General features: G+C 58.2%; 8 protein-coding genes. 4 read left to right on the top strand and 4 right to left on the bottom strand.

Features of this window, described 5'->3' with window-relative positions:
- Positions 1–147 precede the first annotated feature (147 nt).
- Positions 148–2,526 carry a DNA topoisomerase IV subunit A gene (gene parC / locus ACFDAU_RS07335; protein ID WP_413439317.1) on the bottom strand — a complete coding sequence of 793 codons (2,379 nt, stop codon included), beginning with the start codon at positions 2,524–2,526 and terminating at the stop codon, positions 148–150.
- 102 nt (positions 2,527–2,628) lie between these two features.
- Positions 2,629–4,593 carry a DNA topoisomerase IV subunit B gene (locus ACFDAU_RS07330; protein ID WP_413439316.1) on the bottom strand — a complete coding sequence of 655 codons (1,965 nt, stop codon included), beginning with the start codon at positions 4,591–4,593 and terminating at the stop codon, positions 2,629–2,631.
- Positions 4,594–4,792: 199 nt separating this feature from the next.
- On the opposite strand from ACFDAU_RS07330, the gene htpG reads away from it, so the two are divergent.
- From htpG to ACFDAU_RS07315, 3 genes are all read left to right on the top strand, one after another.
- The gene (gene htpG, locus ACFDAU_RS07325; protein WP_413439315.1) at positions 4,793–6,694 is read left to right on the top strand and encodes a molecular chaperone HtpG; all 1,902 of its coding nucleotides are present in this window, start codon (positions 4,793–4,795) and stop codon (positions 6,692–6,694) included.
- A gap of 300 nt (positions 6,695–6,994) precedes the next feature.
- Positions 6,995–8,194, top strand: a complete 1,200-nt coding sequence (locus ACFDAU_RS07320; RefSeq protein WP_413439314.1) for a DUF917 family protein — start codon at positions 6,995–6,997, stop codon at positions 8,192–8,194.
- Positions 8,151–10,304 carry a putative bifunctional diguanylate cyclase/phosphodiesterase gene (locus tag ACFDAU_RS07315; protein ID WP_413439313.1) on the top strand — a complete coding sequence of 718 codons (2,154 nt, stop codon included), beginning with the start codon at positions 8,151–8,153 and terminating at the stop codon, positions 10,302–10,304. The genes ACFDAU_RS07320 and ACFDAU_RS07315 overlap by 44 nt, the downstream gene beginning before the upstream one ends.
- A gap of 171 nt (positions 10,305–10,475) precedes the next feature.
- Here the strand turns inward: ACFDAU_RS07315 and ACFDAU_RS07310 are convergent, their stop codons facing one another.
- Together ACFDAU_RS07310 and ACFDAU_RS07305 are read right to left on the bottom strand one after the other, a co-directional pair.
- The gene (locus ACFDAU_RS07310; protein ID WP_413439312.1) at positions 10,476–10,940 is read right to left on the bottom strand and encodes a DUF1854 domain-containing protein; all 465 of its coding nucleotides are present in this window, start codon (positions 10,938–10,940) and stop codon (positions 10,476–10,478) included.
- 171 nt (positions 10,941–11,111) lie between these two features.
- Complete coding sequence (locus ACFDAU_RS07305; protein ID WP_413439311.1) at positions 11,112–13,397, bottom strand: ABC transporter ATP-binding protein; 2,286 nt, start codon at positions 13,395–13,397, stop codon at positions 11,112–11,114.
- A gap of 324 nt (positions 13,398–13,721) precedes the next feature.
- Here ACFDAU_RS07305 and cphA point away from each other — a divergent pair, with 324 nt between their 5' ends.
- Positions 13,722–15,923, top strand: a complete 2,202-nt coding sequence (gene cphA / locus ACFDAU_RS07300; RefSeq protein WP_413439310.1) for a cyanophycin synthetase — start codon at positions 13,722–13,724, stop codon at positions 15,921–15,923.
- Positions 15,924–15,932: the final 9 nt, after the last annotated feature.

The following is a 15,932-nucleotide window of genomic DNA, read 5'->3' as shown; positions in this document are numbered from 1 at the left end:
CCAATAGACTCGATACAGCAGGCTGAAGAATTATTTACCGGCGGCTACACTCGGGCCATCACGTTGATGCGCGCAAGCTTTGATCAGCTGCCATGACACATCCTGTCGATGCTAGTCGACAGGATGCGGTTGCGTCGTGGCGGCATGTCATTCTGCCGTTACGGATTCCAGTTTGAATTTCACCGGCACCAATACGCCCTTGCGGGCGCGGTGCAGGACGTAATCCTGCAATGCATTCCAGGCCAGCGATTGTTCCGAGCGCTTGCCGCCCCTGCCCTGACCGAGGATTTTCACTGTGCCGCCTTCGCGTACAGTGGTAGCGGAAAGCATGGTCTCCCCTTCCCCGACGGCCAGCACAATCACGCCTTTGCCGCCTGATAGCACTTTCATTTCGCCGACCGGGAAGGCAAGCAGCTTGCCATTGCTGCCCAGGGCGACGATGAGCGCGCCCTCACCCACTTCAACCGGCGGCAACAGGACATCCTTCTCGCCGATGTTCATGAATGCCTTGCCGGCGCGTTGTCGCGACACCAGATCCTTGAGCACGGCGATGAAGCCGTAGCCGGCTGAGGTGCTGAACAGGTATTGGGTATCGGGTGCAGCCGCACACATGGCGACAATTTTCGCCTTGGCCGGCAAACCCAGTAGGGAAGCCACCGGCACGCCATCGCTGCGACCGCCGGGAATATCGGACGAGGCCACGGTGTAAGCGCGCCCACCGCTGTCGATCAGCACCACCGGATGCACGGTGCGCGTCTTGCAGAGCGCAAGCAGATCATCGCCGTCCTTGAAAGTCAGGGTGCTGGCGTCGGCGTCATGGCCGCTGCGCTGCCTGATCCAGCCGTTTTTCGACAGGATTACCGTACAGGCTTCGTCGGGGACAGCAACGGCTTTGGCACTAATCCGCTCCGCTGCCTCGATCAGCGTGCGCCGCTCATCGCCGAATTTCTTCACGTCGGCCTTGATCTCGCTCACGATCAGGTCGCGCATGACCTTGCGGCTGCCCAGTACCTTGTTCAGGCCGTCTTCTTCAGTACGCAATTCGCCGATTTCTTTCTCGATGCGGATGGCCTCCAGACGCGCCAATTGGCGCAAGCGGATTTCCAGTATGTCCTCGGCCTGGATTTCACTGAGTTTGAAATGCATCATCAGATCGCTTTTCGGCTCATCCGATTCGCGAATTACGCGGATGACTTCATCGATGTTGAGCAACACCGCCATCCGGCCTTCAAGGATATGCAGCCGCTTTTGCACCTGGGCCAGGCGCGTCTCGCTCCGGCGCGTGACGGTGGTGTAGCGGAACGCGATCCACTCGGACAACAGATCGAGAATATTCTTCTGGCTCGGCCTGCCATCCAGCCCGATCGCCACCATGTTGGCGGATACGGTCGTCTCCAGGCTGGTATGCGTCAGCAACAGCGCGGTGAATTGATCCAGCGGCATGCGCGAGGAACGCGGCTCCAGCACGATGCGTACGCTGGCGTCCTTGCCGGATTCGTCGCGCACCGTTTCCAGCGCATCGAGGAACAATTGCTTCATCGCCTTTTGCTCGGGGTTCAGGTCTTTCTTGCCTGCCTTCACCTGCGGATCGGTGTATTCGCCGATTTCCTCCAGCACTTTTTTTACCGACACGCCATGCGGCAGCTCATGGATCACCATGCGCCACTGGCCCCGCGCCTGCTGCTCGATGGTCCAGCGCGCACGCACGCGCAGACTGCCGCGGCCGGTAATATAGGCATCGCGGATGTCCTTCGGGCTGGAAATGATATGACCGCCACCGGGAAAATCCGGCCCCTTGATGTGTTCCAGCACACCATCCACGCTGAGGGCCGGGTCGCGCAACAAGGCCACCGCCGCTGCGCCCACTTCGCGCATGTTGTGCGGCAGGCATTCGGTCGCCATCCCCACCGCGATCCCGGATGCGCCATTCAGCAACAGGAACGGCAAGCGCGCCGGCAGGTCCACCGGCTCCTGCTCGGAGCCGTCGTAATTGGGGCGGAAATCCACTGTGCCTGCGCCCACTTCGGACAGCAGCAGCTCGGCATATTTGGTCAGCCGCACTTCGGTGTAACGCATGGCGGCCGCGGAGTCGCCATCGCGCGACCCGAAATTGCCCTGTCCGTCGACCAGCGGATAGCGCAGCACGAAATCCTGCGCCATGCGCACCATGGCCTCATACGAGGCGGAATCGCCATGCGGATGGTATTTACCGATCACATCACCGACCACGCGCGCCGATTTCACCGGCTTGGCGCCGGGCATCAGGCCCAGCTGGTGCATGGCAAACAGAATGCGGCGCTGCACCGGTTTTTCGCCATCCGATACGGACGGCAACGCGCGCCCCTTCACCACGCTGATGGCATAGCGCAGATATACCTGATGGGTATATTCACCGAGCAGAAAACGCACATCCCCGTCTTCCGGCGGCGCCGCGGATGCGGGCGGCGGCTGATCGCCATTACCGCCGCCAGCGGAGACCGCCGGCAAATCACTGATTCCGGAAAATAAATCTGTTGGTTTGTTCATGTTAATTCCTGAATTTACAGCTCGAATAAAGCACACGCCACGGAGAGCGCCGGGAAAGACAATCCTCAAACTTAGCGGAGTCCTTGCCTTTTGCCTTCCCCGTTAAATATCTGCCTCGACTTCATTGCCATGCACGGAGATCTGTTCCTTGCGGTACGCGGCGTTGGCCTTGCCCATCAAGTTATCGAAGATGCTCAAAGTGCCGGGCAGATCGTCGCCGACCTCGACCCGCACCAGTCTTCTGGTATCCGGGCACAGTGTGGTTTCCCATAGCTGGATCGCATCCATCTCGCCCAGACCCTTGAAGCGCGATACCTGCCAGGTGCCTTCCTTGACGCCTTCCTGGCGCAGGCGCGCTTCCAGCACCGTCAGTTCCGTCTCGTCCAGCGCATACAATTTGCGCGGCGGCTTGCCCTTGCCCTGCGCGGGAACATCGACGCGGAACAGCGGCGGCTGGGCGATGTAGATATGCCCATGCGTGATCAGCTGCGGGAAATGGCGGAAAAACAGCGTCAGCAACAGCGCCTTGATGTGCTCGCCGTCATCATCGGCATCGGCCAGGATGATCACTTTTCCATAGCGCAGTTCGTTCAGGTCCAGCGTGCTGTCCAGGCTATGCGGGTCGATGGCCAGCGAGACGGCGATGTTATGGATTTCCTGATTGGCGAGGATCTGCGAGCGCTCCACCTCCCAGCTGTTCATGCCTTTGCCGCGCAGTGGCAGCACTGCCTGAATCTCCTTGTCGCGGCCGGCCTTGGCCGAGCCTCCGGCGGAATCGCCCTCCACCAGGAACAGCTCGGTAATGCGATTATCGGTGGATTCCGCATCGCTCAGTTTTCCCGGCAATACCGCTACCCCCGAACTCTTGCGCCGCTCCACCGCCTTGGACGACTTGGTGCGTGCCACCGCCAGCTTGATCGCCTGCTCGGCAATGCGGGTGGCCTCCGCCACATGCTCGTTGAGCCACAGATCGAAAGTGTCCTTGATGGCCGCGCCGACCAGCTTGACTGCCTCGCGCGAGGACAGCTTTTCCTTGGTCTGCCCGGCAAAACTCGGATCGACCATGCGCACCGCCAGCACAAAGCGCAGCTTGGCCCACACGTCGTCGGCGGCAAGCTTCACATTGCGCTGCATCAACCCGTGCTGTTCGGCAAATATGCGTACGCTGTTGAACACCGTATCGCGCAGGCCGGCCTCGTGCGTGCCCCCGCCCAGCGTCGGGATGAGGTTGACGTAGGATTCCCCGCCGCCTGATCCCGCCACCCACGCCAGCGCCCATTGCACCCCTTCGCCATTGGAAAAGGATTCGTTGCCGCTCAGATAGCGCTCGCCGCAAAACGCCGGTGCGATGGGCTCATCCTCGGCAATCATCTGGTCGAGATACTGCGCCATGCCGCCTTCGAAATGCCATTCCTTCACCTCCGTGCCGGATGCGGTTTCGATGTTGAGCGTGACGCGCACGCCGGGCAGCAGCATGGCCTTGGCGCGCAGCAGGTGTTCCAGCTCGCTGCGCGAAACAGTGGGCGAATCGAAATATTTCGGGTTCGGCCAGATGCGGATTGCCGTGCCGGTGTCTTTGGCCGCACAGTTACCGGTGATGGTCAGCGGTTCGACCACCTCGCCTTCGGCAAAGCTCATGCGGTGCAGCTTGCCTGCGCGTTTGACTTCGACTTCCAGCCGCGTGGACAGTGCATTGGTGACCGAAACCCCCACGCCATGCAGCCCGCCGGTGAATTTATAGCTGCTGTCCGCATCGCCTTTGGCGAATTTCCCGCCGGAATGGATGACGGTAAACACCACCTGCACCGTCGGCACTTTTTCTTCGGGGTGCATGCCGGTTGGAATACCGCGCCCGTCGTCGCGCACCGAAACCGAGGCATCGCGATGCAGCGTGACTTCGATATTTTTCGCGTAGCCCGCCATTGCCTCATCCACGCCATTGTCGATGGCCTCCACAATGATGTGGGTGGGATCGTTGGTGCGGGTATACATGCCGGGGCGTAACTGGATCGGCTCCAGTTTGCGCAGTACGCGGATGGAAGATTCGTCGTAATTCTGTTTTGCCATGGGTGTGTTGCCGTATATATTTTATTCAGGAATGCGCTATAGACTAACAAGAATGCGCGCAAGCATAAATCGGTAGATGGTAATTCCCGGGAGGATTATCGTGCAAACCAGCCCGATAAGCCTCTTCCTCTTGAAAAATTTTCACTCGCCCCAATTTGATTACCAGCTTTTTTACCCTACTAACCGGAGAATCCACACCATGACCGTAGAGGCACACAAGGAAACCCTTGGCTTTCAGGCTGAAGTCAAGCAGTTGCTGAACCTGATGATCCACTCGCTGTACAGCAACAAGGAAATTTTCCTGCGCGAACTGATTTCCAATGCTTCCGACGCGGCCGACAAGCTGCGCTTCGAAGCACTGTCGGACGACGCGCTTTGGGAAAACGATCCGGAACTCAGGATTCGTATCGCTTTCGACAAGGATGCCCGCACCATCACCGTTTCCGACAATGGCATCGGCATGAACCGCCAGGAAGTGATCGAGCATATCGGCACCATTGCCAAATCCGGCACACGCCAGTTTTTCGAAGCACTGTCCGGCGACCAGGCCAAAGACTCGCACCTGATCGGCCAGTTCGGCGTGGGCTTCTATTCGGCCTTCCTGATTGCCGATAAGGTCACCCTGATCACGCGCCGCGCCGGGCTGGGCGCCGAGCATGCGGTGCAGTGGGAATCCGCAGGCGAAGGCGAGTACACACTGGAAACCGTGGAAAAACCGGGGCGCGGCACCGACGTGATCCTGCACCTGCGCGAGGGCGAGGACGACCTGCTGTCCAGCTATAAACTGCAATCCATCATCCGCAAATACTCCGACCACATCACCCTGCCGATCATGATGAAGAAAGAAGAGTGGGACGCGGAGAAAAAAGAAACCGTGGTCAAGGACGAGGAAGAAGCCGTCAACCAGGCTTCCGCGCTGTGGGCCCGCCCCAAGAGCGAAATCACGCCGGAACAGTACGAAGAATTCTACAAGCATGTGGCGCACGATTATGAAGCGCCGCTGGCCTATATCCATGCCAAGGTGGAAGGCAAACAGGAATACACCCAGCTGCTGTATATCCCCGCACACGCCCCGTTCGATCTGTGGGACCGCGAGCAGCGCCACGGCATCAAGCTCTATGTGCGGCGCGTGTTCATCATGGACGACGCCAAGCAGCTGATGCCGACCTACCTGCGCTTCGTGCGCGGCGTGATCGACTCCAACGACCTGCCGCTCAACGTATCGCGCGAAATACTGCAGGAGAGCAAGGACATCGAAGCCATACGCGGCGGTTCGGTGAAGAAAGTACTCGGCATGCTGGAAGACCTTGCGCAAAACCAGACGGAGAAATACGCCGCTTTCTGGAAAGAATTCGGTCGCGTCATCAAGGAAGGCGTGGGCGAGGATTTCGCCAACAAGGATCGCATCGCCAGGCTGATCCGCTTCTCCTCCACGCACAACGACAGCGAGGAACAAAGCGTCTCACTGGCCGACTACGTCAGCCGCATGAAGGAAGGCCAGGACGCGATTTACTTCGTCACCGCCGACAGTTTCGCCGCAGCCAAAAACAGCCCGCACCTGGAAATTTTCCGCGCCAAGGGCGTGGAAGTGCTGTTGCTTTCCGATCGCGTGGACGAGTGGATGATTTCACACCTGACCGAGCTCGACGGCAAGAAACTGCAATCCGTAGCCAAGGGTGACCTCGATCTGGGCAAGCTGGCGGACGAGGAAGAAAAAAAGGAACAGGCGCAGGAAGCCGACGCCTTCAAGGACCTCACTGCCAAGATCAAGGAAGCACTGGGCGAGCAGGTCAAGGAAGTGCGCATTACGCACCGCCTGACAACATCCCCGGCCTGCCTGGTGGCGGGCGAGCACGACATGGGCGCCAATCTGGAACGCCTGCTCAAGGCGGCAGGACAAAACGTGCCGGGCAGCAAACCGATCCTGGAAATCAACCCCAAGCACGCCGTGGTGCAGCGCCTCAAGGACCAGGCCAACAGCGAAAAATTCAGCGACTGGAGCGCCATCCTGTTCGACCAGGCACTGCTGGCCGAAGGCGGGCAACTGGAAGACCCGGCCGCTTTCGTGCGGCGGCTGAACGAGCTGTGGCTGGCGATGTAACTGCTGGTCTCATGAAATGAAAAAAAGGGCGCTTTTCGCGCCCTTTTTTTCATTGGTATCCGGGATACGTAACGAAAACGCGGAACATGGAGGGCGAGCCTGCCATGCGGCCATACCATCACGTCAGCAAAAATAGCCCTGATCCCTCGGCGCGTCGGTAAGCTTGCAATATTTCAGCGTTCATTGTTTCCTCCGAGCACTCGCTCTTCGGCTTATTATTTTTGGTTTATACTTTGCCAGGCTTCCTCGACCAGCAGATATTTCCCCTTGATTTATCTGTGTAAATAGCCCGGAAAAATCATGACCATTTATGAATTTGGAATCACGGATTTTCAGTACATTGCTGCGGGTGCTGCTGTTCTGGGAAGCGGCGGAGGCGGCAGTTACAGCGATGCGGTCAATGTGATAGAAGAACTGGCAATGCGTGGTTGGCGCGGCTCCGTCCAGGTGAAAAACTACGATGGCGCGACAAATTGCTGTGTGCTGGCGATGATGGGATCGCCCGATGTTGCGGACAGCCTGACCCTGGCAGATATTGAATATTCAATCTTTAATACCGTCAACGCCTTTGAGGCAGCGACCGGGACTGCGCTGGGATGTGTCATACCCGGTGAAATTGGTCCAATCAATTCGATTGTGCCGCTCATCGCCGCGGCAATTTCCGATAATGCAATTTGGGTCGTCAATGGGGATGGCGCCGGGCGGGCTGTCCCGGAACTGCCGCAAACGACCTATAGTGGCAGCGCCACGCTTGCCGCGAGTCCGTGCACGCTGGCTAACGATGCCGAAGCGACTGCCGCTTCACAGTCCGCCACACTGAATGCAGCAACTGCTGCGCATATCGAAAAACTGGCGGGAGGCATCGTTTCCGCCTTCGGCAGTTTTGCCGGAATCGCACTTTGGCCATCCAATTCCGGCAATGATTACGCTTTGACAGGTAGCTACATTCCCGGAACCCTGACGCAGGCATGGGCTCTGGGACAGTTCCTGTTAAACGCTTCCACGCCCCCTTCCACTGCCGAAGTCGCGGATCAGATCAGCAGTATTACCGGACGCAGCGCTGCTGTCACAGTGAATGGCTTTTATATCACTGCAGTGACGCAATCGACCACCAGCGCATCACTTGATGCCGGGATCATCCGCCTTGACAACAATCCCGACCAGGAAAAAAGCACAGAAACACACTATATCTATAACCTGAATGAAAACCTGATTATGTATTCGGGTCTGAGCAACGCACCGGATATTGTTGCGCCGGATTCAATCTGTTACTACTCGGAAAGTACCGGTCTCGGTTTTTCCAATGCCACCGATGATCTGGAGACGTATTTTGATTCAAGGAAAGGCAGGAGCACCGGCTATGCTGTCAGCGTTATCAAAGTCGGGGCTGCACCTGAACTCTACAGTGCTGCCGGGGTGATCGCATCGTTTGCCGGACTGCTGCGCGACATCGGCTATGCCGGCGCGCTCCCCTATCCTGAGTCCAGCAGACATGGCTGAAAAGGATATCAATAAGGAACGTCTCGAACTTGCCCTGGAAGCTGCCGGTCTTGATCTTTGGGAAAACGATTTGCTTACCGGCGAGGTAATCTGCAAATCGAACAAGATATTTTTTGAACTCGGCTACAGTGAGGAAGATATCTCCTCCAGCATGGACAGCATTTTCGCAATTGTCCATCCCGACGACATTCCCCTTATCAAGGCTGCCATCAACGATCATTTGACCGGTGTTACCGCGCAATACCGTAGCGAGTTCAGGGTGCGCGCCAAGCGCGGCACATGGGTGTGGTATGCCAATTACGGCAAAATCATGGATCGCGATAATGATGGTCAAGGGCAGCGGTTTATCGGGGTGACGTTCAATATCGATGATAGAAAACGCCAGGAAGAATTGCTCGCTGCCCGCGAGACGGAGTGGCGCACTTTAGTCGAAAACTCCCCCAATACCATCGTACGTTATGATAGCGATTGCCGGCGCATTTATGTCAATCCGGCAATATGCGCAATATCCGAAGGTGGCAAAGCTGCACTGCTGGGGAAAAAGCCTTCGGAATATCCGGGGGGTGCAAACTTCATTGCATACGAAACGAAAATCCGTCAGGTCTTTGCAACCGGCGACGATGCCGAGTTCGAGTTGAATACGACAGGCAGTAGCGGCAAGGAATATTGCAGCCATATCCGCCTGACTGCGGAACGTGATCTGTATGGTGAGATCGTCTCCGTCATGGGGGTCGGGCACGATATCACCGAGCTAAATTCACAGCGCCTGAAGATTCGCGAGATTGCGTTCTATGATCCGCTCACAGGCCTGCCCAACCGGCGGCTGCTTATCGACCGGCTTCAGCATGCGTTGGCCGCCGGTGCACGTAACGGTCTGCAAAGTGCGCTGATTATTATTGATCTGGATAATTTCAAAACACTGAACGACACGCTTGGCCATGACATCGGCGACCTGTTGCTGCAACAGGTCGCACAACGGCTCACCGCATGCGTGCGGCAGGGCGATACTGTTGCGCGTATGGGCGGTGACGAGTTCGTGATTATTCTGGAAAATTTGAGCGATAAAACTCAGGAAGCTGCATTCCAGGTAGAGACTATTGGTGAAAAGGTCCTGTCCACCCTCAATCAGCCTTACCAACTCGCCCATCACAGCCGTCATAGCACACCCAGCATTGGCGTTGTCATATTCTCTGGCAACCAGCTTACTATCGAGGAGCTGATGAAGCGTGCGGATATCGCCATGTATTCGGCTAAAAAATCCGGCCGCAATGCCATTCGGTTTTTTGATCTTGATATGCAGACTGCAGTCGAGCACCGTTCATCTCTCGAAGAATCGATGAAACAAGCATTGCCTCTACAGCAGTTCGTGCTTTTTTATCAGGCGCAGGTGGATAACGCAGGTGTGATTGTGGGTGCCGAGGTATTGCTGCGCTGGCAACACCCTATCCACGGCATGACACTTCCCGAGGCTTTCATTCCTGTTGCAGAAGAAACCGGATTGATAGTAGCTATCGGTCTGTGGGTGCTGGAATCAGTCTGTCACCAACTAAAAGTGTGGGAACAGGAACCGGGCAAAGATCATCTGCACGTTGCCGTGAACGTCAGCGCACGTCAATTTCAGCAGGCAAACTTTGTCGGGCAGATTATCGATGTGCTGGAGGCGACTGAGGTTAACCCGGCACGCATTACGCTTGAACTCACCGAAAGCATGGTGCTCGCTAACATCCCTGAAGCAATCAGCAAAATGCAGGCGCTCAAGCAGCGAGGCATTAAATTCGCGATGGATGACTTCGGCACCGGACACTCATCTTTATCCAGCCTGCAGAAGCTGCCTCTCGATCAGCTAAAAATTGATCAGAGTTTTATTCACGACATAGCCGAGAATCACGATGGTGTCGTCATTGTGCAAACCATCATTGCCATGGCGAACAAGCTGGGCATGGAAGTGATTGCGGAAGGTGTGGAAACGAAGGCGCAAAAGGATTTTCTTATCCAGCAGCACTGCCTGAACTTCCAGGGCTATCTCTTCGGCCAACCGATGCCTGTGAACGAGTTTGAACAAGCGTTAAAATATTGGGCTACGCCTTCTGATGAATCACTGCCGGTATGACGTCCCTGTCGCTTGTAGGTGGCGACTGGACGTTTGCGACTGGCATCCTGTTCGATCCAGAATCAAGTCCCGGATAACGGGAGACCGACGTAGTTTCATGCAGAATCAATAGCAAGTTCTCTTTTCCGGGCCTTCCCACGTGAAGGCGAAAAAGGTGATTTGCGCAGCCTGTCAGAGAAACCGGTCCAGCAGCTTGCGGCTGGCTTTGTCCAGCGCGTTCAGGTCACGAATCAGGAACTGGATGCCGTGGCTGTCGGCGATCAGCAGGCTGGATGCGCCGAGTCGGCGAATATCGTCTTCGCCTTTCAGCACGAAACGGGTATCGCCGCGGTCTGTTTCCACCTCCCAGGTGGTCGGCGTGGCGAAACTGGATACGTGGCGCAGGCGGCGAATCTCGGGCACGAACTCGCGGCTTGCCAGTTCCTCCTCCATCAGCGCGCGTGCATCCTCGGGCAAATCGCCCAGATGCTCGACCCACGCCAGTTCGTGACCATCCGCGCTCAGCAAGGCGATGCCCTCCTGGGGCGCTGCGATGGGAAAGGCGCGCACCGGCACCACGTTTTCGTGAACCTTGCCGTCAGCCGCGGTGAGCACCAGCTGGCCGAAGGGGTTGCGGCTTATTTTGAAATCAACCATGGATATCCCCGTGGTATGGGTCAGCGCGGAAACAGCAGTTGAAGCCACAGAGAACACAGAGTGGACGCGGGTTTGGAGGAAAATTATTTGCTCCTGAAGGACGCGCCTGGAAAAGCCGTCCACACGTTGTTGTTACGCGCTGCTCTCCGTGGCCAATTGTCGTTTTTAGGGTCATGATTTTGCCAATCCATCGCTCACCACGATCGCGTTATCTATATCCACATCGTCCAGATCCGTGTCCACGTTGCGCGCCTGGGCCTGGTACAGGCGGTAGTAGGCGCCTTCGCGCGCCATCAGGTCTTCATGCTTGCCGACCTCGACAATCTGGCCGCGATCCATCACCACCAGCCGGTCGGCGCGGCGCAGCGTGGAGAGACGGTGGGCAATGGCGATGGTGGTGCGCCCGAGCACCAGATTGTCCAGCGCCTTCTGGATTTCTTTTTCGGTTTCGGTATCCACCGAGGAAGTGGCTTCGTCGAGGATGAGTATGCGCGGGTCGATGAGCAGCGCCCGGGCAATCGAGATGCGCTGGCGCTCGCCGCCGGATAGACCGTGGCCACGCTCGCCGACCAGCGAATCGTAGCCTTGCGGCAACCGCAGTATGAATTCGTGGGCATGGGCGGCGCGCGCTGCGGCAATGATCTGGTCGCGCGAGGCATCCTGTTTGCCATAGGCGATATTCTCGGCAATGGTGCCGAAGAACAGAAACGGTTCCTGCAGTACCAGGCCGATGTTGCGCCGGAATTCGGCCACCGGCAGCGAGCGGATATCCACGCCTTCCAGACGAATCGAGCCTTCGGTCACATCATAGAAACGGCAGATGAGATTGACCAGCGTGCTCTTGCCCGACCCGCTATGCCCTACCAGTCCGATCATCTCGCCGGGCGCGATGGCGAGATTGACGCCGCGAATCACCGAGCGGTTGCCGTAGCGGAAACCCACGTCCTGCAGTTCGATGCTGCCGGCCACCTGCTCCAGATGCACGGGTTTGGTCGGCTCGGGAACGCTGGACACATGATCGAGGATGTCGAAAATACGCTTGGCCCCGGCTGCGGCTTTCTGCGTTACCGAGACGATGCGGCTCATACCGTCAAGCCGGGTATAGAAGCGGCTGATATAGGCCAGAAAGGCGGTCAGCACACCCACCGTGATCTGGTTGGTGGAAACCTGCCAGATGCCGAACGCCCACACCACCAGCAATCCCACTTCGGTGAGCAGCGTGACCGTAGGCGAGAACAGCGACCATATCCTGTTGATGCGGTCGTTGACGATCAGGTTATGCCTGTTGGCCTCGCGGAACCGCGCCGTCTCGCGCCGCTCCTGGGCGAAGGCCTTGACCACGCGGATACCCGGGATGGTGTCGGCGAGAATGTTGGTGACTTCCGACCAGACCCGGTCGATTTTTTCGAAACCGGTGCGCAATCTGTCGCGCACCACATGGATCATCCAGGCGATGAACGGGAGCGGCACCAATGTCACCAGCGCCAGCCACGGGTTGATCGACACCAGGATCGCCGTGGTCATGATGATCATCAGGATATCGGTGGCGAAATCCAGCAGATGCAGCGACAGGAAAACGCAGATCCGGTCGGTCTCCGAACCAATGCGCGCCATCAGGTCACCGGTGCGCTTGCCGCCGAAGTATTCCAGCGAGAGCTGCATCAGGTGTTCGTAGGTGGTGGTACGCAGGTCGGCTCCGATGCGCTCGCTGACGCGCGCCAGAATGTAGGTGCGCGCCCAGCCGAGGCCCCAGGCAAGCAGCGCGGAACCGAACAGCCCGGCCAGATAGAGTGCGACCAGATGCACATCGATATGAGCGCCGTTCTGGTAGGGAATCAGCACGTTGTCCATCAACGGCATGGTGAGATAAGGCGGCACCAGCGTGGCGGCAGTGGAGGCAAGGGTCAGCAGAAAGCCGGCCAGCAACTGATTCCGGTAAGGCTTGGCAAAGCGCCATAGCCGGAACAGCGTCCACGTCGAAGGGGGAACATGCGCCTCTCTGGCGCAGAGGGCGCATTCATCCTGACCCGGCTCAAGCGCTGCCTTGCAGTTCGGACAAACCGCCACCGCATCACCCTCGACCGGCTGGCCGGACACCTGGCTGGCAAGCTGCCGTTCATACGCGGCAATCACGCGCAGTGCTGCCACATTGCGTCCCAGCGTATAGCGCCAGCCCGCCAGGCGCGCCTGCGCATCGCGCAGTTCAAGCGTACCCACCCCGGCATGGTCATGATGAACGAGGGTCAGCCCGGCATGAAAAGTCCAGCTATCCCATGTCTCCTCAGCCATGGTCCTGGCCAGAATCCGCTGGTTGGTGACGACCACCAGGCCTTGCGAAAACTGTAGCCGGGTATCGAGATCGAGCTCCACCCATGCCAGAATATTTTCCGTGACAGTCAGCGTGGAAGCTATCTCGCCAAGCCAGCGTTCGGGCAGCGTGGCATGGGCTGAAGTCACATTAATGGATCGGCTTGTCATCGTAAAAGTACATTGGGGCGTTAATCGCGGTTGTGAGGTTTGTACGCTGGGAAAACGTAACGTAAACCGTGTTTTTTGGTCTGTCGCTGGTTACCGGTATAGCGTTGCACTTAACGTAGCCGCTCGGTTGACGGCATGTTTCGTCGAGCAAAATGCAATAAACGTTTAAACTATTAGAATTTCAGGCACAGCAATGACCTTACACCTTGCTGGTGCTGAAACTGCAAATTATATCCTAGCCCAGAGAATAAACTGGCAGGTCTCGCGCAAATGGATGCCTGAGCCCTGCCATACCACCCGGACATGAAAAACAAAGACATTCGGTTCCTTCGCATCACCCATCTGTCCGGCCCGAATATATGGACTTATCGTCCAGTGCTGGAGGCGTGGGTCGACATCGGCGGGCTCGAGGACTGCCCGTCCAACACCATTCCAGGTTTTTACGAACGCCTCACAGCCTGGCTGCCCGGCCTGGTTGAGCACCGTTGCGGGGTGGGCGAGCGCGGCGGTTTTCTGCTGCGTCTGCGCGAGGGCACCTGGCCGGCCCACATACTGGAGCATGTCACGCTGGAGTTGCAGACCCTGGCGGGAATGAAAGTCGGCTTCGGCAAGGCGCGCGAAACTTCGGTGCGCGGCATATACAAAGTCGCCGTGCGTACCCGCAACGAACAGGTCGGGCGCGCTTGCCTGCATGACGCACGCGACTTGCTGATGGCAGCCATCGAAGACCGCCCTTTCGATATGGCGGCCGCCACACAACGACTACGCAATATGGCCGACAATCTCTGCCTCGGCCCCAGTACCGCCTGCATCGTCGATGCGGCTACGGAGTGCCACATTCCCTTTATCCGCCTGACCGACGGTAATCTTGTGCAACTCGGTTACGGTGCACGCCAGCGCCGTATCTGGACCGCTGAAACCGACCAGACCGCCGCCATTGCCGAATCGATCGCGAGCGACAAGGATCTGACCAAGAGCCTGCTGCATGCTTGCGGCGTGCCGGTGCCCGAAGGACGCATTGTCGAGAGTCCGCAAGACGCCTGGGAAGCGACCGAAGACATCGGCCTGCCGGTGGTGGTCAAGCCGGCCGATGCCAATCACGGTCGCGGCGTGTCGCTCGATCTGATGACGCAGACGCATGTCGAAGCCGCCTATGCAGTCGCCCGCGCGGAAAGCCGCAAGGTGATTGTGGAGCGCTACATACCTGGCCACGAACACCGTTTGCTGGTGGTGGGAGGGCGTGTCGTCGCGGCGGCGCGCGGCGAGGTTGCCTGCGTAACAGGCGACGGTCGCTCGACCATCATCGAACTCATCGACAGTCAGTTGAATACCGACCCGCGCCGCGGCGCGACTGAAGATTATCCCCTCGATGTGATACTGATCGACGAGCAACCTGCGATTCGCCTGGAACTGACGCGTCAGGGATTCAATCCGGACTCGATCCCGGCGCCAGGTCAGGAAGTCATGGTGCAACGCAACGGAAATGTGGCCATCGATGTCACGGACACGGTGCATCCGGAAGTATGCGCGATGGCTACCCTCGCAGCCCGTATCATCGGTCTGGATGTGGCTGGCGTGGATCTGGTGGCCGAGGATATTACGCGTCCGCTGGAATCACAGCGCGGTGCAATCGTTGAAGTGAATGCCGGCCCCGGCCTGCTGATGCACCTCAAGCCCGCACAGGGCGAACCGCGCCCGGTCGGCCGCGCCATCGTCGACCATCTGATCCCGCAGTCGGAAAACGGCCGTATCCCGATTGTCGGAATCAGTGGCAGCAATGGGACGCTGGTTGCGCGTCTGGTGGCGTCACTGCTACATCTCTCCGGGCGATATGTCGGACTTGCCTGCAGTGATGGTCTGTACATGAATCAGCGCCAGGTCGAGCGTGGCAATTGCACCACCTGGCAGGCCGGCCAACGCCTGCTCATGAACCGTGCGGTGGAAGCGGCGGTATTCGAGCACCCGGCTGCCGCCATCCTGAGCGAGGGACTGGCTTACGACCGTTGCCAGGTAGGCGTGGTGACCGACGTCAGCGGTGCCGACACGCTCGGCGAGTTCTACATCAGCGAACCGGATCAGCTCTACAACGTGCTGCGTACGCAGATAGATGTGGTGCTGTCCGACGGCGTCGCCGTGCTCAACGCCGACGATGTATTGGTGGTGAAGATGGCGACATTGTGCGATGGCGCGATTATTTTCTACGGGCTCGATCCCCAATCAGCGGTCATCGGCGAACATCGTGAGAAAGGCGGCCGGGCACTGTTTGTGCGCGATGGAGAAATTATCCTGGCAAGCGGCGCAAAAGAAGCTATTTTTGTCCAGCTATCTGCATTGCCACTGACCAGACCGGGGCAGCCGGGCCATCATACCGCCAGCCTGCTGGCGGCCATAGGCGCTGCCTGGGCACTCGATATCGCACCGGAATTGATTCATGCAGGGATCGAAACCTATGGATCGGGCCAGCCAGCCCACCCATTCTTCGGACACGTCACGCGAGATTATTAAGCGACGTTG

The organism is Sulfuriferula sp. GW1, assembly GCF_047300855.1.
Taxonomy (GTDB): Bacteria; Pseudomonadota; Gammaproteobacteria; order Burkholderiales; family Sulfuriferulaceae; genus Sulfuriferula.
This window is presented reverse-complemented; position numbering and strand designations above follow the sequence as displayed.